The sequence below is a fragment of the Shinella sp. BE166 genome (genome assembly GCF_051201095.1).
In the GTDB taxonomy this organism is placed as follows: domain Bacteria; phylum Pseudomonadota; class Alphaproteobacteria; order Rhizobiales; family Rhizobiaceae; genus Shinella; species Shinella lacus.
Window position 1 is genome coordinate 195,586 of the sequence record NZ_JBPEHL010000005.1, and the last position, 25,912, is coordinate 221,497.

The 25,912-nt window shown below is 64.3% G+C and carries 24 protein-coding genes; 15 read left to right on the plus strand and 9 right to left on the minus strand.

Annotated elements, in window-relative coordinates; all coding sequences use genetic code 11:
• Positions 1-17: 17 nt before the first annotated feature.
• The 4 genes from lptB (at position 18) to ptsN (ending at position 3,848) form a co-directional block, all read left to right on the plus strand.
• Positions 18-815, plus strand: coding sequence for an LPS export ABC transporter ATP-binding protein (gene lptB, locus J2Y63_RS14965; protein ID WP_435266943.1), 798 nt, complete (start codon positions 18-20; stop codon positions 813-815).
• Between the two features lie 109 nt (positions 816-924).
• Positions 925-2,484 carry an RNA polymerase factor sigma-54 gene (gene rpoN / locus J2Y63_RS14970; RefSeq protein ID WP_256118096.1) on the plus strand — a complete coding sequence of 520 codons (1,560 nt, stop codon included), beginning with the start codon at positions 925-927 and terminating at the stop codon, positions 2,482-2,484.
• A 249-nt stretch (positions 2,485-2,733) separates the two neighbouring features.
• Positions 2,734-3,309 carry a ribosome hibernation-promoting factor, HPF/YfiA family gene (gene hpf / locus J2Y63_RS14975; RefSeq protein WP_069060208.1) on the plus strand — a complete coding sequence of 192 codons (576 nt, stop codon included), beginning with the start codon at positions 2,734-2,736 and terminating at the stop codon, positions 3,307-3,309.
• A 74-nt stretch (positions 3,310-3,383) separates the two neighbouring features.
• The gene (gene ptsN, locus J2Y63_RS14980) at positions 3,384-3,848 is read left to right on the plus strand and encodes a PTS IIA-like nitrogen regulatory protein PtsN (RefSeq protein WP_256118098.1); all 465 of its coding nucleotides are present in this window, start codon (positions 3,384-3,386) and stop codon (positions 3,846-3,848) included.
• Positions 3,849-3,923: 75 nt separating this feature from the next.
• On the opposite strand, the gene grpE is transcribed toward ptsN, so the two are convergent.
• The gene (gene grpE / locus J2Y63_RS14985) at positions 3,924-4,547 is read right to left on the minus strand and encodes a nucleotide exchange factor GrpE (protein WP_435266729.1); all 624 of its coding nucleotides are present in this window, start codon (positions 4,545-4,547) and stop codon (positions 3,924-3,926) included.
• 89 nt (positions 4,548-4,636) lie between these two features.
• The gene (gene hrcA, locus J2Y63_RS14990; protein WP_435266730.1) at positions 4,637-5,713 is read right to left on the minus strand and encodes a heat-inducible transcriptional repressor HrcA; all 1,077 of its coding nucleotides are present in this window, start codon (positions 5,711-5,713) and stop codon (positions 4,637-4,639) included.
• 157 nt (positions 5,714-5,870) lie between these two features.
• On the opposite strand from hrcA, the gene rph reads away from it, so the two are divergent.
• The 4 genes from rph to hemW are packed head-to-tail and all read left to right on the plus strand — an operon-like array spanning position 5,871 to position 8,869.
• Positions 5,871-6,587, plus strand: a complete 717-nt coding sequence (rph, locus tag J2Y63_RS14995) for a ribonuclease PH (protein WP_256118101.1) — start codon at positions 5,871-5,873, stop codon at positions 6,585-6,587.
• 13 nt (positions 6,588-6,600) lie between these two features.
• Positions 6,601-7,017 carry a VOC family protein gene (locus J2Y63_RS15000; protein ID WP_435266731.1) on the plus strand — a complete coding sequence of 139 codons (417 nt, stop codon included), beginning with the start codon at positions 6,601-6,603 and terminating at the stop codon, positions 7,015-7,017.
• A gap of 7 nt (positions 7,018-7,024) precedes the next feature.
• Entirely contained in the window at positions 7,025-7,669 is a 645-nt protein-coding gene (gene rdgB, locus J2Y63_RS15005) for an RdgB/HAM1 family non-canonical purine NTP pyrophosphatase (protein ID WP_435266732.1), read from the plus strand.
• A gap of 6 nt (positions 7,670-7,675) precedes the next feature.
• On the plus strand, positions 7,676-8,869 hold the full coding sequence (gene hemW, locus J2Y63_RS15010; protein ID WP_435266733.1) for a radical SAM family heme chaperone HemW: 1,194 nt from the start codon (positions 7,676-7,678) through the stop codon (positions 8,867-8,869).
• Positions 8,870-8,971: 102 nt separating this feature from the next.
• Here hemW and J2Y63_RS15015 read toward each other — a convergent pair whose 3' ends face one another.
• The gene (locus tag J2Y63_RS15015; protein WP_435266734.1) at positions 8,972-9,913 is read right to left on the minus strand and encodes a DMT family transporter; all 942 of its coding nucleotides are present in this window, start codon (positions 9,911-9,913) and stop codon (positions 8,972-8,974) included.
• Between the two features lie 137 nt (positions 9,914-10,050).
• Between J2Y63_RS15015 and gcvA the strand changes: the two genes are divergently transcribed.
• Positions 10,051-10,944 (plus strand): transcriptional regulator GcvA, encoded by an 894-nt coding sequence (gcvA, locus tag J2Y63_RS15020; protein ID WP_435266735.1) that lies wholly within the window; start codon positions 10,051-10,053, stop codon positions 10,942-10,944.
• 9 nt (positions 10,945-10,953) lie between these two features.
• On the opposite strand, the gene J2Y63_RS15025 is transcribed toward gcvA, so the two are convergent.
• From J2Y63_RS15025 to mutM, 5 genes are all read right to left on the minus strand, one after another.
• Entirely contained in the window at positions 10,954-11,454 is a 501-nt protein-coding gene (locus J2Y63_RS15025; RefSeq protein ID WP_435266736.1) for a GNAT family N-acetyltransferase, read from the minus strand.
• Between the two features lie 97 nt (positions 11,455-11,551).
• Positions 11,552-13,000 carry a chromosomal replication initiator protein DnaA gene (dnaA, locus tag J2Y63_RS15030; RefSeq protein WP_435266737.1) on the minus strand — a complete coding sequence of 483 codons (1,449 nt, stop codon included), beginning with the start codon at positions 12,998-13,000 and terminating at the stop codon, positions 11,552-11,554.
• Between the two features lie 977 nt (positions 13,001-13,977).
• Positions 13,978-14,244 (minus strand): 30S ribosomal protein S20, encoded by a 267-nt coding sequence (rpsT, locus tag J2Y63_RS15035; protein WP_256118109.1) that lies wholly within the window; start codon positions 14,242-14,244, stop codon positions 13,978-13,980.
• Between the two features lie 191 nt (positions 14,245-14,435).
• Positions 14,436-15,209: an enoyl-CoA hydratase gene (locus J2Y63_RS15040; RefSeq protein WP_435266738.1), complete on the minus strand. Its 774-nt coding sequence runs from the start codon at positions 15,207-15,209 to the stop codon at positions 14,436-14,438.
• A gap of 85 nt (positions 15,210-15,294) precedes the next feature.
• Positions 15,295-16,188, minus strand: a complete 894-nt coding sequence (gene mutM, locus J2Y63_RS15045) for a bifunctional DNA-formamidopyrimidine glycosylase/DNA-(apurinic or apyrimidinic site) lyase (RefSeq protein WP_435266739.1) — start codon at positions 16,186-16,188, stop codon at positions 15,295-15,297.
• A gap of 181 nt (positions 16,189-16,369) precedes the next feature.
• Between mutM and ubiE the strand changes: the two genes are divergently transcribed.
• From ubiE to coaBC, 6 genes are all read left to right on the plus strand, one after another.
• Positions 16,370-17,146 carry a bifunctional demethylmenaquinone methyltransferase/2-methoxy-6-polyprenyl-1,4-benzoquinol methylase UbiE gene (gene ubiE / locus J2Y63_RS15050; protein WP_435266740.1) on the plus strand — a complete coding sequence of 259 codons (777 nt, stop codon included), beginning with the start codon at positions 16,370-16,372 and terminating at the stop codon, positions 17,144-17,146.
• A 37-nt stretch (positions 17,147-17,183) separates the two neighbouring features.
• Entirely contained in the window at positions 17,184-18,758 is a 1,575-nt protein-coding gene (gene ubiB / locus J2Y63_RS15055) for a 2-polyprenylphenol 6-hydroxylase (protein ID WP_435266741.1), read from the plus strand.
• An 81-nt stretch (positions 18,759-18,839) separates the two neighbouring features.
• Positions 18,840-22,445: a TonB-dependent receptor domain-containing protein gene (locus J2Y63_RS15060; protein WP_435266742.1), complete on the plus strand. Its 3,606-nt coding sequence runs from the start codon at positions 18,840-18,842 to the stop codon at positions 22,443-22,445.
• A gap of 45 nt (positions 22,446-22,490) precedes the next feature.
• Positions 22,491-23,294: a potassium channel family protein gene (locus J2Y63_RS15065; protein ID WP_435266743.1), complete on the plus strand. Its 804-nt coding sequence runs from the start codon at positions 22,491-22,493 to the stop codon at positions 23,292-23,294.
• Positions 23,295-23,429: 135 nt separating this feature from the next.
• Complete coding sequence (locus J2Y63_RS15070; protein WP_435266744.1) at positions 23,430-23,657, plus strand: hypothetical protein; 228 nt, start codon at positions 23,430-23,432, stop codon at positions 23,655-23,657.
• A gap of 163 nt (positions 23,658-23,820) precedes the next feature.
• Positions 23,821-25,026, plus strand: a complete 1,206-nt coding sequence (gene coaBC, locus J2Y63_RS15075; protein ID WP_435266745.1) for a bifunctional phosphopantothenoylcysteine decarboxylase/phosphopantothenate--cysteine ligase CoaBC — start codon at positions 23,821-23,823, stop codon at positions 25,024-25,026.
• Here the strand turns inward: coaBC and J2Y63_RS15080 are convergent.
• Positions 25,019-25,840: a class II glutamine amidotransferase gene (locus J2Y63_RS15080; protein ID WP_256118117.1), complete on the minus strand. Its 822-nt coding sequence runs from the start codon at positions 25,838-25,840 to the stop codon at positions 25,019-25,021. The two genes, coaBC and J2Y63_RS15080, sit on opposite strands and share 8 nt — an antisense overlap.
• Between the last annotated feature and the right edge of the window lie 72 nt (positions 25,841-25,912).

Here is a 25,912-nt window from a genome sequence, read left to right on the forward strand (position 1 = left end):
CCCAGGTGTCTTCCTCTTTGCTCAACCGCCTGACGCGCCGTCCCAAGAAGGCTGCGCAGGAGCCCCAGCGTACCGCCGATCTTTCGCGCTACGAAGGGACCCTCATTGCCCGCGGGTTGACCAAGACCTATCGCGACCGGCGCGTCGTCAACGGCGTGTCGCTCGTCGTGCGCCGCGGCGAGGCTGTCGGCCTGCTCGGCCCGAACGGTGCGGGCAAGACGACCTGTTTCTACATGATCACCGGCCTCGTACCGGTCGATGAAGGCTCGATCGAGATCAACGGCAACGACGTCACGACCATGCCGATGTATCGCCGCGCCCGGCTCGGCGTCGGCTACCTGCCGCAGGAAGCCTCGATCTTTCGCGGGCTAACGGTCGAGGAGAACATCCGCGCGGTGCTCGAAGTGCACGACAAGGACAAGGCGCAGCGCGAGAAGAAGCTCGACAGCCTGCTTGCCGAATTCTCGATCTCGCATCTGAGAAAAGCGCCGGCCATCTCGCTGTCCGGCGGTGAACGCCGCCGCCTGGAAATCGCCCGCGCGCTCGCCACCGACCCGACCTTCATGCTGCTCGACGAACCCTTTGCCGGCGTCGATCCCATCTCGGTCGCCGACATCCAGGCGCTGGTGCGCCATCTCACCTCGCGCGGCATCGGCGTTCTCATCACCGACCACAATGTGCGCGAGACGCTCGGCCTCATCGACCGGGCCTATATCATCCATGCCGGCGAAGTGCTCACGCATGGCCGGGCGAACGATATCGTCGCCAATCCGGATGTACGCCGCCTCTATCTCGGCGACAATTTCAGCCTCTGACGCATAAAGCGCGGCTGGCGCTTGACCAAACTCCTCAAAAAAGCAATTTTTGGGCCAGTTGGAATTTGCACCCGTCCTGGACGGGTTTCCCGGGGAGTAGAGCGTCCGCATGGCACTCGCAGCCAGCCTTTTCCTGCGCCAAAGCCAGTCGCTGGTGATGACACCGCAGCTGATGCAGTCGATCCAGCTGTTGCAGATGACGCATCTGGAGCTGAACCAGTTCATCGAGCAGGAGCTGGAGAAAAATCCGCTGCTCGAAGTGGTTTCCGGCGACGAGGGCGCACGCGACGACGAGCGCGGCGCCGATGCCTATTCCTTGCCCAACGAGGACCGAACGCGTGCCGAAGATGTGGGCGGCGAGGAGGGCTTTCAGCCCGACCTCTACGATTCGGCGACGGCGAGTGCCGGAAGCGCATCCGACACGAGCGACGCCGGCCTCGACAACATGTTTCCCGACGATGCCGGGCCGCGCGCGGCCGATGCGCCGGAACTGCTCGGCCAGTGGAAATCCATGCCCGGCAGCGAGGGCGGCGAAGGTTATGACCTCGACGACTTCGTGGCGGGCCGCGAGACGCTGCGCGACGTTCTTGGCGCGCAGATCCCCTTCCTGCTTGCCGATCCGATCGACCGGCTGGTCGCCCAGCATCTCGTCGACCAGCTCGACGAAGCCGGCTACCTGCAAGGCAGCACCGCCGAGACGGCGCTCAGGCTCGGCAAGCCAGTGGCCGAGGTCGACCGTGTGCTCTACAGGCTCCAGGAGCTCGATCCGCCCGGCGTCTTCGCCCGCTCGCTCAGCGAATGCCTCGCCATCCAGCTGCGCGCCCGCGACCGCTTCGATCCGGCCATGGCGACGCTCATCGACAATCTCGAACTTCTCGCCCGGCGCGATTTCGCGACGCTGAAGAAGCTGTGCGGCGTCAACGAGGAAGACCTGCTCGACATGCTAGCGGAGATCCGCAAGCTCGACCCGAAGCCCGGCACGCGCTACGAGACGAGCGCTTCGGAGGCCGTGGTGCCGGATATCGTCGTGCGCGCAGCACCTGACGGCACCTGGCATGTCGAACTCAATGCCGACACCCTGCCGCGCGTGCTCGTCAACCGGGAATACTACGCCGCCGTCTCCAGCCGCACGAGCCGCGACAGCGAGGACCAGGGTTTCCTCAACGAATGCCTGCAGACGGCCAACTGGCTGACGCGCAGCCTCGACCAGCGCGCCCGCACCATCATGAAGGTGGCGACCGAGATCGTGCGCCAGCAGGACGCCTTCCTGATGCACGGCGTCGACCACCTGCGGCCGTTGAACCTGAAGACGATCGCCGAGGCGATCAAGATGCACGAATCGACGGTGAGCCGCGTCACCTCGAACAAGTTCATGCTGACGCCGCGCGGCCTGTTCGAGCTCAAATATTTCTTCACCGTGTCGATCGGCTCGGCCGAGGGCGGCGATTCGCATTCGGCCGAGAGCGTGCGCCACCGCATCCGCACGATGATTGCCCAGGAGCAGCCGGATGCCGTGCTGTCGGACGACGACATCGTCGACGTGCTGCGCAAGGGCGGCGTCGATCTCGCCCGCCGCACGGTCGCGAAATATCGCGAGGCGATGAACATCCCCTCCTCCGTGCAGCGCCGGCGCGAAAAACGGGCGCATGCGAAAGCGGCCGCCTCCTGAAACAAAGCCGGGAGAACCGGCGTTTCAGGACATGAGAAGTTAAGAATGCCTGAATCCGCCAATTGACTTCGCAGCTGGAACGGGCTAATGCGCGGCCCAATTCTGAAGAGAAGAAGGCCGGAATTCCAGATATATCCCCACTTTTCTGCCGTATGCGAGGCAAATTGCATCGCCTGCGTGAAACGCTTGGAACGTGGGTAAGGTTGGAATAGACTGTTGCGCGCAAATCACGAACGAGAGGAAACCTCCATGAGTGTGCGTGTATCCGGTAAACATATGGAAATCGGCGAAACTTTCCGTCAACGCATTGAAGACCAGGTCGGAGAGGCCGTAACCAAATATTTCGACGGAGGATATTCGAGCCAGGTCACCGTAGAGAAAGCGGGATCGCGGTATAGCGCCGACTGCAAGATCCACCTTGATACGGGAATGGCCTTGCAGGCGAATGGCGAAGCAAACGATCCCCTGGTGGCCTTCCAATCGGCTTCCGAACGGATCGAGAAACGCCTGCGCCGCTACAAGCGCAAACTCAAGGCACACCACAACGGCAATGGTCACGATGCCTTTGCAGAAGTGGCCTACACGGTGATGGATTCGGTCCCCGACGAAGAGGATGAACTTCCCGAGGACTACGCGCCGACCATCGTCGCGGAAAGCACGAAGAAACTGAGGACGATGTCCGTCGCAAGCGCCGTCATGGCGCTCGACATGACCGACGAACCGGTTCTTCTCTTCCGCAGCGCCGGATCGGAGCAGCTCAATATCGTCTACCGACGCAACGACGGAAATATTGGCTGGATCGATGCAGCCAATATCAAAGGCTGAGTGACGGGAGCGTGGTGCCGGAAAACGGCACCACGTTTCTTCAACCCCTTCACCCGCCTCACGAGGACAAAAGCATGGCATTGGCAGGTTTGCTGCAGCAAAGTGCGATTATTCCGGCGATGAAGGCCAATTCCAAGAAGCAGCTGCTTCAGGAACTGGCGACAAAAGCGGCAAAGATCACCGGGATTCCGGAGCGCGAGATCTTCGACGTCATTCTTCAGCGCGAGCGACTGGGCTCCACCGGCGTGGGCAATGGCATCGCCATCCCGCACGGCAAGCTGAAGGAGCTTTCGCAGATCACCGGCCTCTTCGCGAGGCTCGAGACCCCTGTGGACTTCGAGGCGTTGGACGACCAGCCGGTCGACCTCGTCTTCCTGCTTCTGGCCCCGGAAGGTGCCGGTGCGGACCATCTGAAGGCGCTGTCGCGCATCGCCCGCGTGCTGCGCGACCCGGCGATGGTGGCGAAGCTGCGCGCCTCCGACAGCGAGAGCGCCATCTACGCGTGCCTGAGCGAGGAACAGGCGTCGAACGCCGCCTGAACGATCTTCATCAATTCGCATAAAAAAACCGGCGGTTTTGCGACCGCCGGTTTTTCTTTTTGCGAAAGGGAACGATCAGGCCTGGGCGGCACTGGTCTCGCCTGCGGGCGCCTTGGGGCCGCCCTTGGAGACGCCGACCATGGCGGGGCGCAGCACGCGCTCGCCGATGACGAAACCGGCCTGCACGACCTGCACGACCGTGTTGTTGGCAATCTCCGGGTTCGGCACCTCGAACATCGCCTGGTGGAAGTTCGGATCGAACTTCTCGCCGACCGGTTCGAGCTTGCGCACGCCGTGGCGTTCGAGGGCTGCGAGCATGGAGCGCTCGGTCATCTCGACGCCTTCCACCAACGCCTTGAAGCCGGCATCGCCGCTTTCCAGCGCATCGGCCGGAATGGCGTCCAGCGCGCGGCGCAGGTTGTCGGACACGGCCAGCATGTCACGCGCAAAACCGGCGACGGAATAGGATTTTGCATCCTTCACGTCGCGCTCGGTGCGGCGGCGCAGGTTGTCCATCTCGGCGGCGAGGCGGAGATACCGGTCCCTGAGGTCGGCATTTTCCGTGCGCAGCGCGTCCACCGGATCTGGCTCCGCCGGGGCATCGGCCTCGATGGTCAGCTCTTCCAGGGCGGACGCTTCTGCGGTGACGTTGTCTTCTACCGCTTCGTCAGGTCCGTGTTTCTTGTTCTCGTCGGTCATGACGTACTCCGAATTGTATTTTAAGGTTTGCGCCCGATATCGAGCTTTGAGCCCGAAAAATCAAGGGCCGATGGCCGGATTGCCGGGGTTCAGCGCGAAAGCCGCGACATGAGCTGGGCCGTATAGTCCACCATCGGCACGATACGGGAATAGTTGAGCCGCGTTGGTCCGATGACGCCGACGGCGCCGACGATCTTTTCCTCGCTGTCGCGATAGGGCGCGACGATGAGCGAGGAGCCGGACAGCGAGAAGAGCTTGTTTTCCGAGCCGATGAAGATGCGCACGCCCGGGCCGGTCTCGGCCAGGTTGAGAAGCTCGATCAGACCGTCCTTGCGCTCCAGGTCGTCGAAGAGCATGCGCAGGCGATCGATATCTTCTGCGCCTGCAAGCCCTTCGAGCAGGTTCGCCCGGCCGCGCACGATGAGCCGTGTCGGCTTGCCCTCGTCGAAACCGCCGGACCAGACCATCAGCCCGCGCTCGACGAGGTCCTGCGACAGCTTGTCGAGCTCGACGCTGATCTCGCCGCGCAGGCGCTCCAGTTGCGCGCGCGCCTCGACCAGCGTGTTGCCGGCGAGATGGGCGTTGAGGAAATTGGCGGCCTCGGTGAGCTGCGAGCCGGTGACGCCCGCCGGCAGCTCGATGATGCGGTTTTCCACCTGGTCGTGATCGCCGACGAGCACGACGAGCGCCTTGGTCGGCTCCAGCCGGATGAACTCGACATGCTTGAGCACGGCGTCGTTCTTGGTGGTGATGACGAGGCCCGCGCCGCGCGACATGCCGGACAGCGCCTGGCTCGCCTCATTCATCAGGGTCTCGACGGCCGAATGTTTCTGGCCGTGCGGGCGCACATGGCGCTCGATCGAGGCGCGATCCTCCGCCGAAATATTGCCCACCTGCATGAAGGCATCGACGAAAAAGCGCAGACCCAGCTGCGTTGGCAGGCGCCCGGCGCTGATATGCGGCGAGTAGATAAGGCCGAGTTCTTCCAGGTCGCTCATCACATTGCGCACGGAGGCGGGCGAGAGCGACATCGGCAGGATGCGCGACAGGTTGCGCGAGCCGAGCGGCTCGCCGCTTTCCAGATAGCTTTCGACGATGCGACGGAAGATCTCACCCGAACGCTCGTCGAGCGCCGCCTGACTTTCAGGACCCGGAGATCTATTCAAAACCATCTTCTCGCTGCAAACCCTGTTATCCGACTGGAATATAGTGATTTCGCGGGTAAGCGCAAAACGGATTTTCCCTGGCGTCGCGGCATCGGCATTCCCTCGCCTGACGAACTGGTCTAAAGCACTTCCCACATATCTCAATGAGGAGTTCGCAATGCGGCCGTCCGGCAGAAAAACCGATCAGATGCGCAAGGTTTCCTTCGAGCGCAACATCTCCAAACATGCCGAAGGCTCCTGTCTCGTCAAGTTCGGCGACACGCATGTGCTCGTCACCGCCAGCCTGGAAGACAAGACGCCGCCGTGGCTGCGCAACAGCGGCAAGGGCTGGGTGACGGCCGAATACGGCATGCTGCCGCGCGCCACCGGCGACCGCATGCGCCGCGAAGCCGCCGCCGGCAAGCAGGGCGGCCGCACGCAGGAAATCCAGCGCCTCATCGGCCGGTCGCTGCGCGCCATCGTCGATCTCGAAGCGCTCGGCGAACGCCAGATCACCGTCGACTGCGACGTCATCCAGGCAGACGGCGGCACCCGCACCGCCTCCATCACCGGCGCCTTCATCGCGCTGCACGACTGCCTGAAGTGGATGGAAGCGCGCAACATGATCAAGGTCGAGAAGGTCCTGAAGGACCATGTCGCCGCGATCTCCTGCGGCATCTTCGCCGCTCAGTCGGTGATCGACCTCGATTATCTCGAGGATTCCGCCGCTGAGACGGATGCCAACTTCGTCATGACCGGCTCCGGCGGCATCGTCGAGATCCAGGGCACCGCCGAGGGCAAGCCGTTCACGGAAGAGGAATTCTCCTCCCTGATGGTGCTCGCCCGCAACGGCATTGCCGAACTGGTCGAGATGCAGAAGCAGGCGATCGCCTGAGATAGGTTTGCCCATGGCCGCCGCGCTCGAAGGGATACTCGAAACCGCGCTTTACGCGGACGACCTCGACGCGGCGGAAGCCTTTTACGGCGGCCTGCTGGGGCTGGAAAAGATCACGCGGCAGGCGAACCGCCACGTCTTCTTCCGCTGCGGCCCCGGCGTTCTGCTGATCTTCAATCCGCAGGAGACCGTCGTGCCGCCACCAGCCCATGCCTTTCCCGTGCCGGTGCACGGGGCGACGGGGCCTGGCCATGTCTGCTTCCGCGTTCCCGGGCCGGAGCTTGATTTCTGGGTGGAAAAGCTCGTAGAAGCCGGCATCACCATCGAAGCGGACTTCTGTTGGCCGAACGGCGCCCGCTCCATCTATTTCCGCGACCCCGCCGGCAACAGCCTCGAATGTGCCGAGCCCGGCCTCTGGAACATCGCTTAGGACCCTTATGCGCAAGCTCGACACCAAGACGATCGTCGTCGCCAGCCACAATGCGGGAAAGATCCGCGAGATCGAGGACCTGATCGGCCCCTTCGGCTTCTCCGCCAAGTCGGCCGCCGAATTGAACTTCGAGGAGCCGGACGAGACCGGCACGACCTTCGAGGAAAACGCGACAATCAAGGCCCTCGCCTCGGCCAAGGCCTCCGGCCTGCCCGCCCTTTCGGATGATTCCGGCCTCGTGGTCGATGCGCTCGACGGCGCGCCAGGCGTCTACACGGCGAACTGGGCGGAGACGGCGAACGGCACGCGCGACTTCGCCATGGCCATGGAGAAGGTGGAGAAGGCGCTGGCCGAAAAGGGCGTGAGCGAAGCCAAGGACCGCACGGCGCGTTTCGTCTCCGTGCTCTGCCTTGCCTGGCCGGACGGCCATACGGAACTCTTCCGCGGCGAGGTCGAAGGCCAGGTCGTCTGGCCACCGCGCGGGACGCAGGGTTTCGGTTATGACCCGGTCTTCCAGCCCGAGGGTTACGAGACGACCTTCGGCGAGATGAGCGCTGAGCAAAAACATGGCTGGAAGCCGGGTGACGCGGCAGCGCTGTCGCACCGCGCCCGCGCCTTCAAGATCTTCGTCGAAACCTGCCTGACGGCCTGAGGCGGGATGACGGCGGTGCCCCTCGACATCAGGCAGAGCTTTGGGCCGGACCTCGCCGAGCCCGGCTTCGGCATCTATGTGCACTGGCCGTTCTGTGCCGCCAAATGCCCCTATTGCGACTTCAACAGCCATGTGCGCCACCAGCCGGTCGACCAGCCGCGCTTCGTGCAGGCTTTTCTCACGGAAATGGCGACGATGCGCCGCCTCACCGGCTCACGCACGGTCACCAGCATCTTCATGGGCGGCGGCACGCCCTCGCTGATGGCGCCCGAGACGGTCGACGCGATCCTCAACGGCATCGCCCGCCACTGGCATGTGCCTGACGGCATCGAGATCACCATGGAGGCCAACCCGTCGAGCGTCGAGGCCGAACGTTTTCGCGGCTATCGGGCTGCCGGCGTCAACCGCGTCTCGCTCGGCGTGCAGGCGCTGAACGACCGGGATCTGAAATTCCTCGGCCGGCTGCATGACGTCGCCGATGCGCTGAAGGCGATCCGGCTGGCGCGCGACATCTTCCCGCGCATGTCTTTCGACCTCATCTATGCCCGCCCGAACCAGACGGTGGAGGAATGGGACCGCGAGCTCAAGGAGGCGGTCTCCTACGCCGTCGACCATCTCTCGCTCTACCAGCTCACGATCGAGGAGGGCACGCCCTTCTACGGCCTGCACAAGGCCGGCAAGCTTATCGTGCCGGACGGCGAACAGTCCGCCGTGCTTTACGAGGCGACGCAGGAGATCACCGAGCGCGAGGGCATGCCGGCCTACGAGGTCTCCAACCATGCCCGCCCCGGCTCCGAAAGCCGCCATAACCTCACCTACTGGCGTTATGGCGACTATGTCGGCATTGGCCCCGGCGCGCATGGGCGCCTGACGACCAGCGGTTCGAAGATCGCGACCGCGACGGAACGCAAGCCGGAAGGCTGGCTGTCCCTGGTCGAGGCCGGGGGCCACGGCATGGTCGACCAGGAATTGCTGGAGCGCGAGGCACAGTCGGACGAGCTGCTGCTGATGGGCCTGCGCCTGAAGGAGGGTGTTGACCTCGCCCGCTGGCAGAGCCTTTCCGGCCGCGACCTGGACCCGGACCGCGAACAGTTCCTCATCGAACACGGTTTCATCGAGCGGCTCGGCAATTCGCGGCTGCGCTGTACGCCGGCCGGCATGCTGATCCTCGACGCCGTCGTTGCCGATCTCGCCTGCTGATCAGAGCAATTCCAGCAAAAGTGCGCAGCGGTTTTGCGTCCGGAATTGCGTAAAAACAATGAGCTAGAGCGTTTTCGCGATTCGAAGAGAAGCGGAAACGCTCTAGCTTCCGGCATCCGAGCCGAGCGGCCGGCGCTTTTCCATGAAGAACCGAAAGAGACGTCCGTCGATCGCCGCAAGGCCGACGGCGATCAGCGCCATGCCGGCAAAGTGTTTTGGCGCCAGCATCTCGCCCAGCACCAGCGCGCCGAGCAGGATGGCGCTGACCGGAATCAGGAAGGTGACGAGCATCAGGTTCGTGGCGCCCGCCGTCGCGAGGATGCGGAAGAAGATGACATAGGCGAGTGCTGTGGCGAGGAAGGCGAGGCCGAACAGCGCCATCCAGGCTTCCGCCGAGGGCATGGCGAGCGTCCATGGCCGGTCGACGATCAAGGCGACCGGCAGCATCAGAGCCGCCGAGGTGGTGACCTGCCCGGCGGCCGGCAGCAGCGGCGGCAGGCCCATCCGGCGGAAGCGGCGCCCGAAAATGCCGGCGATCGAATAGGAGACGGCGCCGCCGAGCACGGCGAGCTGTGCCAGCACGTTCGTGCCGAGATCGGACAGCACCGAGGGGCCGATCATCAGGGCCACGCCCGCAAAACCCACCAGCACGCCGATGAGCCGGCTACCGGTCATCTTCTCGTCCTGCGTCAGCAGATGGGCGGCGATCACCGCGAAGAGCGGGGTCGTGGCGTTGAGGATCGAGGCGAGGCCGCTCGCAATATGCGTCTGGCCCCAGACGATCAGCGAAAAAGGGATGATGTTGTTGAGCACGCCCATGCCGAGAAAGGCGAGCCAGACTTCACGGCTCTTCGGAATGGCATGGCCGGAGAGCCGCACGATCGTCCAGAGCGCTATTGCCGCAAGCGCCACGCGCAGCGCGACGATGGTGAGCGTCGGCAGTTCGCGCACGAGGATGCCGTTGAACAGGAACGAGCCGCCCCAGAGCAGCGACAGGGCGATGAGCAAGGCCCATTCGCGGGCGGACATTTGATGGCTAGCCATGGCGGCCTCCTACGGGATTTTTTCTAAACCGAACGATGGGACCGAGTGCAAGAACTCGGCAGTTGCGCTATCATTCCGGTTATTTCCCTTTGGTACAAACGATCATATTTCGACAATTCAGCGAGGAAAACTAAACCATGAGCGGCCGTCTTCCCTCCCTGTCCGGCCTGCGCGCCTTCGAGGCGGCAGCGCGCCACCTGAGCGTGACGCTTGCCGCCGGCGAGCTCAACGTGACGCCCGGCGCCGTGAGCCTGCAGATCCGCGACCTCGAACAAGCGCTCGGCGTGCAGCTCTTCGAGCGGCGGCCGCGGCGGCTTTCGCTGACGGAGGATGGTGAGGGTTATTTCAAGGCGATGCGCTCGGCCTTCCGGCTGATGCGCGAGGCGACTGACGAGCTTCTCGCCCGCGCGCGTCCGGCGACGCTCTCGATCAGCTGTACGCCGACCTTCGCCGCCCAATGGCTCGTGCCGCGGCTGCCGCATTTCGAAGAACGATTTCCCGGTCTCGACATCCGCATCAGCGCCTCGAACCGCCTGGTCGATTTCGTGCGCGACGGGGTCGATATCGCGATCCGGCACGGGTTCGGCCGTTACGAGGGCCTCGTCAGCGAACGGCTGCTCGACGACAACCTCGTGCCCGTCATCGCGCCTGCGCTGCGCGAAACCCTGCCGCTCGACGAGCCCGCCGATCTCGCCAACCATATATTGATCCACGACGTGCACCGGCAGGACTGGCGGCTCTGGCTGGAGGCGATGGGGGTCACCGGCATCGACGCGATGCGCGGCCCCGTCTTCACCGACAGCAATGGCGCGATCGAGGCGGCCAAGGCGGGCGACGGGGTGGCGCTGGTGCGGCTTTCGCTGGTGGCCCGGGAAATCCAGGAGCGGCGGCTGGTCGCGCCCTTCTCGCGCGGCGTGTCGACGGGGCTTGCCTATTACATCGTCTATCCGCCGGGCGCGCTCGACCGGCCGGCCGTCACGGCGCTGCGCCAATGGCTGACCGACGAGGCACGGGCCGTGCGCGGAAGCTGACGCGCGGCGTCAATCCGGAAAGGTTTCCATCTGTTGCAGGTAGGGCGTGAAGCCCGCCCGCGCATAGGTGGCCTGCGCCTTCGCATGGTCGTTCGTATCGGTGTGCAGCCAGATACGCCGCGTCACCTTCCGCCACGCCGCCTTGAGCGCCGTATCCAGCAGGAATGGGCCGAGCCGCCGGCCATAGGCCGCCGGAAAGAGGCCGAAATGCACGAGTTCGATGTCCTGCTCGTTGGCGGCGTCGAATTCGCAGAGGCCGACTGGTTGCCCCTCCTCGCGCAGCACGAAGATGATCGTCGATGGGGCGGACAGGAGTTGCGCCAAGGCATCCTGCGGCATGCGCAGGCGCTGGTCCCAGGTCAACGGATCGCCGATAGCGCGATAGAGCGACAGATAGTCCTCTAGCGAAAGGCGCTCTGCGCGGACTTCCAGATTAGCGCCTGGGGCCGGTAGCGCCGGCCGGTCCGCTGGCGGCGTGCAAAGTTCCATATAGGTGACGAGCAGGTCCATGCCGGCGGTCTCATCCGTTCTGCCAAAAGCAGAACGCCGTGCGCGACCCGGAGGACGGCACAGCGTTCAGAGATGTCGAAGGGGCGTGAAGAACGCCCTATTCGTTGATCAGGCGCTTCAGGAGCTCGATCTCGTGGCTGAGCTTGGTGTCACCCGAGATCAGTTCCTCGATCTTGCGCACGGCGTGCAGCACGGTCGTGTGGTCGCGACCGCCGAAGCGGCGGCCGATCTCCGGGAAGGAGCGCGGCGTCAGCGTCTTGGACAGATACATGGCGATCTGGCGCGGCTTGACGATGACGCGCGTGCGGCGGTTCGAGACCAGTTCCTGGCGCGAGACATTGTAGTGTTTCGCCACCACGCGCTGGATGTCCTCGATGCGCACGCGGCGCGGTTCGCCGGCGGCGACAAGATGGCCGAGCAGTTCGTCGACGCGCTCGATCGTCAGGTTCGGCTCGAAGGAGCGACGGAAGAGCAGCTGGTTGAAGGCGCCTTCCAGCTCGCGGCCGCTGGCCGTGATGTTGCGCGCGACGTGGCTGAGGATCTCGACCGGAATATCGAGCGACTGGTCTTCCTGCTGGGCGGCCGCAAGGCGGCGCTTGAGGATTTCCAGGCGCATTTCGTAATCCGGCGCTTCCATTTCGATGGCGACGCCGCCCTGAAGACGCGAGCGAACCCGCGGATCGAGCGATTCCAACTCCCAGGGCGCGCGGTCGGCAGCCACCACGACCTGCTTGGCGGAATCGAGCAGCATGTTGAGCAGGTGGCAGAACTCGTTCTGGATCGAATTGCCCTGCAGGAACTGCATGTCGTCGATGATCAGGAGATCGATGTTGCGCAGCGTTTCCTTCAGCGACAGCGCGTCGTTGTCGCGGATGGCAGTCGCGAAGCGCCACATGAAATATTCGGCCGTCAGGTAGACGACGCGCGGATTGCGGGCGCTGGACAGCGCGCCGAGCGCGATCGCCTGGAGAAGGTGCGTCTTGCCGAGGCCGACGCTCGAATGCACGAAGAGCGGGTTGAAGCGCACGGCACCGGCGCCGGCTTCCGCGATCGTGCGGGCTGCGGCAAGGGCGACGCGGTTCGAGGTGCCCTCGACGAAGGCATCGAACGTATAACGCTGGTCGAGCGGCGAGCCGAAGAGCGGACCGGAATGCTGGCGCGGCTGGGCCGCGGCGGCAACGGAAGCGGCCGCACTGGCGACAGGCTGCGGGCCACCGGCCGGACGGCGCGACGACTGTACCTGCGGCGCGGGCTCGACGGCAATGGCCTCATCGACGGAACCCGGGCGAACGCCACGGGTCGCGGTGCGCACCAGGATCTCCACCTTGAGGATTTCGGCATCCTCCTGCTGGAACAGGCTGGTGATGAGATCGAGATAACGATTGTTGATCCACGACTTCAGGAACGTCGTCGGCACCGAAAGGCGCACCACGCTCTTGGAAACGGAATGGATCTTCAACCGGCCGAACCAGCTCGCGAAGACGTCCGGACCAACCTGCGCTTTGAGGCGCGCACTGACCCGTTCGAAAATCGCGTCCTGCTTCATATCGGATGGAACCCCCGCCGCCTGCACCCCTTCTGGTGGGAGCGCCTTTAGTGCATTTTCCCCGTTTGCGAATGCACCAGCTGTTCTGGTGGCCGTATTCACCTGCATCTTGCCGCCTTTCATGCTCAATTCGCCACGTCGGCATTCCTGCCGGCGCCTTTCATGTTTGCCATCTCCCGGCCGTGCCGAGCCAATCGCCCGGTCCGGGATCTGGTGCCCCGATTGAACCGGCCCCCTGCTCCGGCACAATCCTGTTTCCCAAACACAATTCAGGTCGGCACGATCCGGTGTCATACCCGATCCCGCGTTCCCGTCTGTGGCCTCGCCGTGCGCCCCCTCGTAGAGCGTCCAGCGGGCATGCCCTCCTCATCGGCAGCCGTCCTCACAGCTGCAACCGGCACAATCAATAGTCGCAAATACTCACTGCCAGAGTGCCAGGGGCACCTGGGGCAAGCGTTGCCGGTTTGATGATTTTACGAAGCGGAGCCGCTCCGTCACAGGGAACAAACAACCACCGCTGCCTTGTGAGACAGTCTTGTCGGCGATCATTTTCAGGCTTGTTTCCGTGCCCCCTGTGGAAAGCATTTAGGCAGGATCAGGTAGCAAGATCAATCACGAATTTTACGCAAAATTAAGGGGCGGGCGTTGACTCGCAGAGGGCTTCCTGACTCGGAATCAGCTTTCCCGTGGAGAATCTGTTAGGAATCAATGGCTTTGTTTTCGGGTTGTTTTCGGAAGGGCTGGAAAACGAAAAAAATAAAAATTCGCTTGACTCAAATTGCTGTCAAACTCCCGCAACGAAAGGGGGAGTAAGACCACCCAACCTCCCGCAAGTAACTGAATTTAAAGGAATTTTTTCGTCACTGTTTTGACAAGATCGAGCCTTGCACATTAACCATAGCAGGGTCGAAAAACCAAAGAAAAAGCCCGGTGCAAGCACCGGGCTTTTTCTAATATTGCATAGCTCGACGGGTCGATCAGGCCGACATCGTCTTTACGCGGCTCGCCAGACGCGAAACCTTGCGGGATGCTGTGTTGGAATGGAGCACCCCGCGGGTCGCGGCGCGCATCAGTTCCGGCTGGGCTGCCTTGAGGGCGGCGGCGGCCTGAACCTGGTCACCGGAGGCGATTGCCTCCTCGACCTTGCGGATGAAGTTGCGGACGCGCGAGCGGCGCGACTTGTTGACTGCGGTGCGCGCGGCGATCTTGCGGGTCGCCTTCTTTGCCGAGGTTGTATTGGCCATCTATGCCTCTCTTCAGAAATCTGACACAAACTCCGCCCTCGCCGTGCCGGGTCACTGCGACCTGTCATCAAAGCAATTCGGGAGCAATATCGGAAAACCTCAGAATTCGGCTTTCCAAACTGTGGGCGGCGTATAGCTGGAAACCGCGAAGACGTCAACGCGGATTCTGCAAGAAACGCCGGATCGCCCGATCAGCGGTGCTTGAACGCCGGCTTGCGCTTCTCCATGAAGGCCGCCATGCCCTCCTTCTGGTCCTCCGTTGCGAAGAGCGCGTGGAACAGCCGGCGCTCCGCGCGCATGCCTTCCGACAGCACCGTCTCATAGGCGCGGCTGACGGCCTCCTTGGCGATCATGACCGAGGGCAGCGAGAAGCTGGCGATCTTTTCCGCAGCGGCGAGCGCCTCCTCCAGAAGCTTCTCCGGCGCCACCACGCGGGCGACCAGGCCGGAGCGTTCGGCTTCCGCGGCATCCATCAGCCGGCCCGTCAGGCAGAGGTCCATCGCCTTCGCCTTGCCGATCGCGCGCGTCAGCCGCTGCGTGCCACCCATGCCGGGAATGACGGCAAGCGTGATTTCCGGCTGGCCGAACTTTGCCGTCTCCGAGGCGATGATGAAGTCGCACATCATGGCGAGCTCGCAGCCGCCGCCGAGCGCGAAGCCGCTGACGGCAGCGATCATCGGCTTGCGGCAACCGGCCACATCGTCCCAGCCGGCGGCGAGATCGGCCAGCACGGCCTCCGCAAAGCCGTAGGGCTGCATTTCCTTGATGTCCGCGCCGGCGGCGAAGGCCTTTTCCGAGCCGGTGATGACGATCGCGCCGATGCCTTCATCCGCCTCGAAGCCGGCGAGCACGCCCTTCAGCTCGCCGAGCAACTGGCTGTTCAGCGCGTTCAGCGCCTGCGGCCGGTTGAGCGTGATGAGGCCGACGCGCCCGCGCGTCTCCACCAGCAGGGTTTCGTAAGCCATGTCTCTCTCCTCTTATTGTATTATGATTTATTTCTGTCGCGCAACGCCGGACGGAAAACCGCTGCACACTTTTCCTGGCGTTGCTTTATTTCTGGCAGGCCGCGCAGTGGAAGGTCGACCGGCCGCTCTGCACGATGCGGCCGATAGTGCCTGTGCAGCCGGGGGTGCGGCAAGGCTCCTTCTCGCGGTCGTAAACGGAGAAGGAATGCTGGAAGTAACCGAGCGAGCCATCGGCACGGATATGGTCGCGCAGGGTGGAACCGCCGGCCGCGATCGCATCGGCGATCACCTCGCGGATCGCCTGCGTCAGCACGACGAGTTCCTTCTTCGGCTTGCCCGCCGCCGTCACCAGCGAACCGGCGAGCCGCTCCGGCGAAAGATGCGCGCGCCACAGCGCCTCGCAGACATAGATATTGCCGAGGCCGGCAATGTTCTTCTGGTCGAGCAGCGCCGCCTTCAGCGGCGTCTGGCGGCCGCGGAATTTTGCCGCGATATAATCGGCGTCCAGCGTGTTGCCGGTCGGCTCGGCGCCGAGATCGCGGAAGAAGGCATGGGCGGAAAGGTTTTCCCGGCGGGCGAGGTCCATGAAGCCGAAACGGCGCGGGTCGTTGTAGACGACGCGTCGCTCGCCCTCCGGCGTTTCCAGATGGAAGACGACGTGGTCGTGGCGCACATCCTTGCTGCGCGGCATGTGGAAATCGCCGGGCGCGTCCGTCTCCAGCGCCGGCCCCTCCACCCGGAACGAGCCGGACATGCCGAGATGGGCGATCACCACGTCGCCGCCGTCAAGGTCGATCAGCAGATATTTGGCACGCCGGCCGAGCGAGACGACGCGGCGATCCTTCAGCGCCTCGGAAAAGGCCGGCGGGAAGGGAAAGCGCAGATCCGGACGGCGCAGTTCCGCCTGGCGGATCAGTGCCCCTTCCATGACGGGCGCTAGACCGCGCCTCACCGTTTCCACTTCCGGCAATTCCGGCATATCTGTCTCCTTCGACTTAACCTTGAGCGCATTTGCCGCGGCCCGGCATTTCCCTCTCGGCAATCTATGTCCTATATACCCGGCAAAGCGGCGGACGCGGTGTTCAGATAGCGCGGCCCTTGCCAATTCGCTATGGTCTTTGCGGCAATTCGGCTGCGACAGACCGCCCATGGAGACGACGATGACGGAACAGCGCACATCCGCGGACGGCGGCATGGAAACCTCCTACGGCTTCCGCCAGGTGGCCGAAGGTGAAAAGCAGGCGCTGGTCAACGACGTCTTCCACAAGGTCGCCAAGCGCTACGACATCATGAACGACGTCATGTCCGCCGGCCTGCACCGGGCCTGGAAGGACGCGATGATCGCGAGCCTGAACCCGCGCAAGAATTCCTCTTACAAAGTGCTCGACGTTGCCGGCGGCACGGGCGACATCGCGTTCCGCATCGTGGAAGCCTCCGACCGCCTCGCGCACGCGACCGTGCTCGACATCAACGGCTCAATGCTGGGCGTCGGCGCCGACCGCGCGGCGAAGAAGGGACTTTCCGCCAATCTCGATTTCGTGGAAGCCAATGCCGAGGAACTGCCCTTCGAAAGCGGCAGCTTCGACGCCTATACGATCGCCTTCGGCATCCGCAACGTGCCGCGCATCGACGTGGCGCTGTCGGAAGCCTACCGCGTGCTGAAGCGTGGCGGGCGGCTGCTCGTGCTGGAATTCTCGGAGGTGGAGATGCCGCTGCTCGACAAATTCTACGAGACCTGGTCGTTCAAGGCGATCCCGCAATTCGGCAAGATGATCACCGGCGAGGCGGAGCCCTATCAGTATCTCGTGGAATCGATCCGCAAGTTCCCGAACCAGCAGGACTTTGCGACGATGATCCGCACGGCGGGCTTCTCCCGCGTCAGTTTCACCAATTATACCGGCGGTATCGCCGCGCTGCATTCGGGCTGGAAGCTCTGAGCATGAACCCGGTCTCTTCCAAGAATAGCCTTCCCGCATGAGCGTTTTCGGCGCCTATCTTCGCCTCGCCCGCGTGGGCTGGGTCCTCGTGCGCGAGGGTGTCGTCTCGGCGCTGCCGACGGAGGACATGCCGCCGCTTGCGCGCACGGCGCACGCCTTTGCTGGCCTGCTCGCCCGCCGCAAGGCGACGAAGGAAGAGCGCGGCGATCGCCTTGCCCGCGCCATCGAGCGCCTCGGCCCCTCCTATGTGAAGATGGGCCAGTTCCTGGCGACCCGTCCGGACGTCGTCGGCGCCGAGATCGCCGTTGACCTTTCGGCGCTGCAGGACCGCATGGCGACCTTTCCGCGCGTTGCCGCCGTGGCCACGGTCGAAGGCTCGCTCGGCCGCAAGCTCGACGACCTCTATGTCAGTTTCGACGACCCGATCGCCGCCGCCTCCATCGCGCAGGTCCATCCCGCGACGGTGCGCGATGCGAACGGCGAGCGCCGTGTCGCCGTAAAGGTCATCCGCCCCGGCGTGCGCCAGCGTTTTGCGCATGATCTCGAAGCGATGTACGCGGCCGCGCACCTTCAGGAAACGATCCTGCCCAACACGCGCCGGCTGAAGCCCATCGAGGTGACGCGCACGCTGGAGCAGACGACAAAGATCGAGATGGACCTTCGGCTGGAGGCGGCAGCACTCTCCGAACTCGGCGAGAACACCGGCGACGATCCCGGCTTCCGCGTGCCGACCGTCGACTGGGAGCGCACCGGCCGCGACGTCGTCACCATGGAGTGGATCGACGGCATCAAGATGTCGGATGTGGATGGCCTGCGCGCCGCCGGCCACGACCTGAACAAGCTCGCCGATACGCTGATCCAGTCGTTCCTGCGTCACACGCTGCGCGACGGCTTCTTCCACGCCGACATGCACCAGGGCAATCTCTTCGTCGACCCGCAAGGCGTCATCGTCGCGGTCGACATGGGCATCGTCGGACGGCTCGGCAAGAAGGAACGCCGCTTCCTCGCCGAGATCCTCTACGGCTTCATCACCCGCGACTACCAGCGCGTCGCCAACGTGCATTTCGAAGCGGGCTACGTGCCCTCGCACCATGACACGGCGAGCTTCGCCCAGGCGATCCGCGCCATCGGCGAGCCGATCCACGGGCAACCAGCCGAGACGATCTCGATGGCGAAGCTCCTGACGCTGCTCTTCGAGGTGACGGAACTCTTCGACATGGAGACCCGCACCGAGCTCGTCATGCTGCAAAAGACAATGGTGGTGGTGGAGGGCGTGTCGCGCACGCTCAATCCGCGCTTCAACATGTGGAAGGCCTCCGAGGGTGTCGTCGGCGACTGGATCCGGGACAATTTGGGGCCGAAACGCCTCCTGACGGACCTGCGCGACGGCGCCCATGCCGCCCTTCGACTTGCCGAGGCTGCACCGGAAATCGCCGCCAAGGCGGAGAAATTCTCGCAGGAACTCACGGCCATGACCGAAAAAGGCCTGCGTTTCGATGCGGAAACCGCCGAGGCGATCGGCCGTTCCGAGGCCCGCCACAGCCGATCCGGCCGGCTGGCGCTCTGGGTCATCGCCGCCACGCTCGTCTACATCGCCTGGAAACTCGGCTGATCCGGTTGCCTCCTTCGCGTTGACAACACCGGGAAATTGCATCCATATCGTCGCCTCCGAGGGTGGACGAAACCAGATCACATGCGTGCGTTGCAGCTGGGCGTGAGCGCCCTTGCGATCGTTGGAAGCTTTTTGCCGGCGTCCGCCGAGGTTTTTCCGCGCGGCTCCGTGGCGGACGGTGCCGTCGTCGACCGGAAATCCGGCGAGGAGGTTCGTTTCGTCGACATCGAGGCGTGGCGCGGCGTCGAGGTCAACCAGGACCTCATTGCCGGCGATACGCTGCGCACCAATGCCGTCGGCAGCCTTGCCATCCGTTTTTCCGACAACACGCTGGTGCGCATGGCGCGCGAGACGATCCTGCGCGTGCGCAAGATCGGCAGCACCTCCGACAGCGAACTCAACCTCGAAGGCGGCACGATCTGGGGCCGCGCGGAACGCGGCGGCACCGGCCTGACGGTTGACACGCCGGCAGCCGCCGCCGCCATTCGCGGGACCGACTGGACGCTGCGCGCCGAGGGCGACCGCACGGTACTGACGGTGCTCGAAGGCACGGTCGAGCTTTCCAACGCGCAAGGCACAGTGACCGTCGGCCAGGGCGAAGGCGCCGTCTCCACGATCGGCCAGGCGCCGCGCAAATATATCCTCGTCAATCTGGAAGAGCGCGAGCAGGTCCTGCTCTATGGCGAAATCCGCGGCGTCTTCAACGGCCTGCCGATCAGCGGCGAGGGAACGCGTGACGCGCGCGGCGAGCGGCTCGGCATTCTCGCCAGGCCCGAAGCCGGCCGCAGCCGCGAGGACTGGCTGAAGCTCGCGGAAACCGCGCTCGCCTATGACGGACGGGCAGCGGCAGCCGCCGCCCTCGCGCACCTGCCGCGCCCGCTGCCGGCAGCACTAGAGGCCCGTGCAACGCTGGTCGAGGCGATGATCGCCGGCCAGGCCACGCAGTATGACGAAGCAATCCGGCTCTTCCGCAAGGCCCTGCCGCAGCTTTCCGGCGAGCGGCGCACCATGGCGCGCTACGGCGAATGGATCGCGATCTCGCTGAAAGACCCGGACGCCCGGGTGAAGACCCCTTCGCTGAACCGCACGCCGGCAACCATCGGCGAGGCGATCGCGCAGGCGACCGTCGTCGCCCATATGCAGGGCCAGGTCGAGGCGATCGAGATCCTGAAAAATGCCGAACGGCGGTTTCCCGAAGAGGCCAGCCTGCCGGCGATGCGCGCCAGCCTCGCCTATGAACTCGATCGGCGCGACGAGGTGCGCGAGGCGCTGGCGCGCGCCCGGTCGCTCGATCCGAGCGACCCGTCCCACCTGCTGGTCAGCGCCCGCTTCCGCGCCACCGTTTCAAGCGATCTCGACGGCGCGCTGGCCGATCTGACGCAGGCCGTGGAGGCCGCGCCGGGCGACGACGCGGTCTGGAACGAGATCGGCATCATCCAGAGCGACCGCAACGCCATCGTCGAGGCGGATGCGGCGCACCGGCGCGCGATCGGCCTCAACCCGGAAAATGCCGTGCTGCATGCCAACCATGCGCGCTTCCTGATGGATCACGACCAGATGGCCGCCGCAAAGCGGGCGATCGATGCCGGCGAGGCTCTCGACCCGACCTCCTATGCCGTGCTCGCCGCCAAGGGCCGCTACCTCCTGCGCATGGGCAAGACGGCCGAGGGCGAAAAGACCCTGCAGGAGGCCGCCGCCGTCAACCCGACCGCCGGCGACGCGCTGATCGGCCTTGCGATCGCCAACTTTCAAAGCGGGGCGACAGAAGAGGCCGCACAGGCACTCGACAATGCCGATCGCTTCGACCGCGACAATCCGAGCGTCTCGCTGATGCGCGCCGGCATCGCCGTCGAGGAGTTCCGCGCCGACGACGCCATCCTCAACGCCCGCGAAGCGCTCCGCCGCCGCCACGCCCGCGGCGGGTATTACACCGGTTATGATGCCAACCGGCAGGTTTCGTCGGTGCTGGGCTCGACCCTCGACAATCTCGGCCTCAATGAGTGGAGCCAATATTACAAGGACCGCGCCTTCGACCCGTTCATCGCGACAAGCTATGACGACGAGCAAAGGGCGGGCCAGCTCAGCCCCTTCATCAGCGTTCCGCCGCTGGGGTTGTCCCGCTATCCTGCGGGCTCGATCTACCTGCCGACGAACCTGCAAAGCCTGATGCTCGACCCTTTGGCCGTCGCCGCCGAGGAACGCGTCAACTCCCTCGAACGCCGCAGCTTCATCGAGACGGCCCTGACCGCCGGTCTTTCCTCCGAAAGCGCGGAACTGGGCTGGAACGGCGACATCAACGTCAAGGGCACCAGCTACGGCGCCATTCCGCTGAGCTACAATCTCCAGGGCCAGATCGCCCGACCGGAGGGCGAGCGCGACAACGACACGAACGATTTCGAGGGCGGGGTCTTCGAACTGGGCCTGCGGCCGACCCTCGTCGACAATATCTACCTGTTCGGAAGCTCTTCACGTTCCGTGACGGGCTATCCCGGCCCCCTCTTCTCTCCCACGCCGGCAGACCAAAGCACCGGCAGAAACACGATGCTCGGCGGGGCCTGGAGCCATACGATCTCGGACAAGAACGTCATACAGGCCTTCGGCATGTTCGAGCATTCCAACACGTCCGACTATTTCGAAACGGCCGACGAGGTCGGTCCCTATAGTGTCGAAACCCCCTCACGCGGCGACACGAAGAGTTTTGGCCTCAGCCATCTCTTCGGCATCGGATCGCTCACCGTGCGCTATGGCGCGGAGGCGGTCGACTACAAGTCACGCACCGCCCAGATCTTTACCGACCTGACCAACGGCGAGATCTTCCGCCGGGACGACTATGCATCCGACGGCAAGGCGGCCCGCCTCTACGCCGATGCCACCTATGATTTTTCTCCCGACCTGCAAGCGCAGGGCGGTGCCTATTATTCGTGGTTCGATTCCGCCAGCGGCGTCTTCGAAACGGTGGATCCCCGCATCGGCATTGCCTGGGCGCCTGTCGAAAACCATTGGCTGCGCGCCTATTACCGGCGGGATACGCAATATCCCGTGACGCAGACCCTCTCTCCGGTCTCGACCGTGGGGCTCGTGCCGCTGCAACTGCCATCCTTCTACCAGGGGCAGGCGCGCACCGCGGCCGTGCGATGGGATGCGGAATGGAGCGAGCGGTTCTTCACCTCGCTCGAATACCAGAACCTCCACTTCGACAGCGTTTCGATCGGCATTCCCGGCTTCTTCAACTGGTTCGAGACCAGCCAAGGCGAAATCGACAGGATCAGCCTCAGCGCGAACTACTGGGTCGGCAACGGCCTTGGAATTTTCGGCTCCTTCACCTGGAACGAGAACAAGGACACGACGCCGGGGATCGGCAGCGACACCACGCTGCCGCTGGTGCCCGACTATGTCGGCCAGGTGGGCTTCACCTATGTCCACCCCTCGCGGTTCACGCTGAGCGTCGCACAGACATTCGTCGGGGAAAGGCTCGGCGGTCAGATCAGGGACGAAGCAGGGAATCTCCACCTGTTTGATCTCGACAGCTACTCGACGACGGACGCCGCCGTGACCTGGAAATCCGAGAGCGGCCATCTCGAAGTCGCCCTCCAGCTGCTCAATGCCTTCGATACCGATATCGACATGGCCTTCGATACGCCCGCCCCCGGCCGCACCTTCCTTGCCACGATGAAGGCGCGGTTCTGATCTCTCCCGCTTGACCGGGGCGGGGCCGGCGCTAGTCTTTCGGTCATGGCCGATGAACCGCTGAGCGTGACCCCACCGCAACCCTTTCTCGAACGGGCGCGCCGGCAGTTGCGCGGGCTCTATTTCGGGCGGGACCGGGAGGCGATCCGCTTCCAGGTCGCGATGCTGCTGATCGATATCGCGATCCTCTGCTTCTTCATCGCGGGTCCCTATCTCCGCACCGGGCCAGCCTATATCATCGTCGACTATGCCATTGCCCTGGTCATCGCCTTCGAACTCGCCGCGCGGGCGCTGATCGCGCCGAACCTGCGCTATTTTGCGATGCGCCCGATGACCTGGGTGGACATCATCGTGCTCGGCACGTTGCTCTTTCCGGGCCAGCTGCACAATTTCGCCTTCCTGCGCGTGCTGCGCATCTGGGCGATCAGCCAGAGCAAGCTCGTGACACTGCTGCTGCGCCGCTTCGGCTATGGCGACCTGGAAGATATCATCCAGGCCTGCGTGAACTTCCTCGTCTTCCTCTTCCTCGTCACCGGCTTCGTCTACAGCAACTTCTTCTACGGCGCGGATGGCTTCGAGGGCTTCGTCGACGCACTCTATTTCTCGGTCGCGACCGTCACGACGACCGGTTTCGGCGATATCGTGCTGCCCGGCACGCTCGGCAAGCTCACCTCCATCGTCACGATGATCATCGGTATTTCGCTCTTCGTGCGCCTCGCGCAGGCGATCTTCCGGCCATTCAAAGTGACCTTTCCCTGCCCTGAATGCGGCCTCTCGCGCCATGAAGCGGATGCCGTGCACTGCAAGGCCTGCGGCCATGTGCTGAACATTCCCGACGAAGGCGCATGAAATCGAAAACCACCCCGTCTTGGCCCGTTGCAGGCAGTTCACCTCCTGCCGTTAAGATGGTAATTTAGAAAAGCCGGAATAAACGGCGCAGTGCAGAGCAGACCGAATTCTCCAAGGGCCAGAGGGGAACGTCCCATGCGCAATATCATTCTATCCGCAGCCATCGCAGTCTTTTCCTTCGGCGCTTTCGCCGCACCGTCGCTCGCCGGCATCATGCCGGATGCAGCAGGCCTGCGGTCGATAAGCCTCGTCGAACCCGTGACGCACTATTACGGCCACAAGCCGAAGTGCTTCTGGAAGAAAATCAAGAAGTACGACTACTACGGCAATCTCGTCATCAAGAAGGTGAAGGTCTGCCATTAAGCCGCGTCTCTTGGCGAGGTAAGCCACGTCTCTTGACGTGGTGAGGCGGTATCCGGGGGGATCCGCCGCCGGGGCAGACTTGGAAATGCTGCTGCAACGGGGTAGGACGGGGTGACCGTCCTCGCCGGGGATGGTCGTGCGCTTTAAAAGCCCGGGACCCGCCATGCCGCTTGCAGGAAAACGCATCCTCCTCGTCATCTCCGGCGGCATCGCCGCCTACAAGAGCCTCGACCTGATCCGCCGCCTGCGCGAGCGCGGCGCGGAGGTTCGCCCGGTCATGACATCAGGCGCGCGCGAATTCGTGACGCCGCTCGCCGTCGGCGCGCTTTCGGCTGGCCATGTCTATACCGACCTCTTTTCGCGGGAGGACGAGCAGGATGTCGGGCATATCCGGCTGGCGCGCGATTGCGACCTCATCGTGATCGCCCCCGCCACGGCCGACCTGATGGCCAAGATGGCGAACGGCCTTGCCGACGACCTCGCCTCCACCGTGCTGCTCGCCACCGATCGCCCGGTGCTGCTGGCGCCCGCCATGAATCCGAAAATGTGGGCGCATCCGGCAACCCGGCGCAATGTCGAGACGCTGCGCAAGGACGGTCTGTCCTTCATCGGCCCCAATGCCGGTGAGATGGCGGAAGGCGGCGAGGCCGGTTTCGGCCGCATGGCGGAGCCGCTGGAAATCGTTGCGGCGGTGGAAGCCCTGTTCGACGGCGGCAAGAAGCCGCTCGCCGGCCGCACCGCCATCGTCACCTCCGGCCCGACCCATGAGCCGATCGACCCGGTGCGCTACATCGCCAACCGCTCCTCCGGCCGGCAGGGTCATGCCATTGCCGCAGCGCTCGCCCGGCTGGGTGCAAAGGTGACGCTCGTCTCCGGCCCCGTCACGCTGCCCGATCCAACGGGCGTCACGGTCGTCAAGGTGGAGCGGGCGGACGACATGTTGCAGGCGGTGCTGACCGCACTGCCGGCGGATATCGCGGTGATGGTCGCGGCCGTTGCCGACTGGCGGGTGGCGACGCCGAATGCGGAAAAGATCAAGAAGCAGCCAGGCGAAGGCCCGCCGCCGCTGATGCTCACGGAAAACCCGGATATCCTGAAGACCGTCGGCCACCACGCGAAACGGCCGAAAGTCGTCGTCGGCTTTGCTGCGGAGACGCAGGACGTCGAGAACAATGGCCGGGTGAAACTTCAGAAGAAGGGCGCCGACCTCATCGTCGCCAATGACGTTTCGCCGGAAACCGGCATCATGGGCGGCACGCGCAACAGCGTGAAGCTGATCACCGCCGCCGGCATCGAGGAATGGCCGGAGCTTTCCAAGGAAGACGTCGCCGGCCGCCTGGCCGACTGGATTGCCGAAAAGCTTACCTGACGAGGGCGAGCTTGGTGTCCATGCCGCTTGCCGGACGACCGGCGGGCGAGAAGATGCGCACGTCGACGCCGTTTTCGCCCAGCACCACAGCGCTACCGTCCGGAATTTCCACCCAGGCTTCCGTGTCGTCGTTCAGCGGCTCGGAGACAAGGCAGTAGCCGCCGGTCGCGCCCATCGGGGCGGCGTAGAGCGTGGGGGCCGCGTAGTCCGTCGCGTAGCGCACGGCATAGAGCTGGTCGCCATCGGTGAAGGCGGCCGTGAAGCGCACGAGCACGCGGCGCTCCAGATGGGCGGCCAGCCGCTCGACGAAGGCGATCGTCTCGGCCATGGCGCCGAGCGGGTCGCGCGCCAAGCCGAATTGCAGGGCGAGCAGGAAGAGCAGCTCCGAATCCGTCGAGCCCGTGCGGGCATTGTAGAGATCGTTGTCGAGCATGGTTTCGAGCGGCCGGCGCAGGTGCTCGAAATCGGCGATCTGGCCATTGTGCATGAAGGACCAGATGCCGTTGACGAAGGGATGGCAATTGTCGCGCCGCGTGCCGCCGCCGGTGGCGGCGCGCACATGGGCGAGGAACAGCGGCGAGCGCACCTGGCGGGCGATGCTGCGCAGGTTGCAATCGGACCAGGCGGGCAGGATATCGCGGTAGCGGCCGGGCTCCGGGCGCTCGCCATACCAGGCGATGCCGAAACCGTCGCCATTGGTCGCCGTCTTGGCGCGGGTGGCGCAATGGGATTGTTCGATCAGCGAGTGGGCGGGCGAGGACACCAGTTCCTCGAGGTACAGCGGTTCTCCGCGATAGGCTGCCCAACGGCACATGAGGCTATTCTCGCTTTCGAAGACCGGCGACGAACCGGCGTTTGACCAGACGCATTAACCATGGCACTGCCC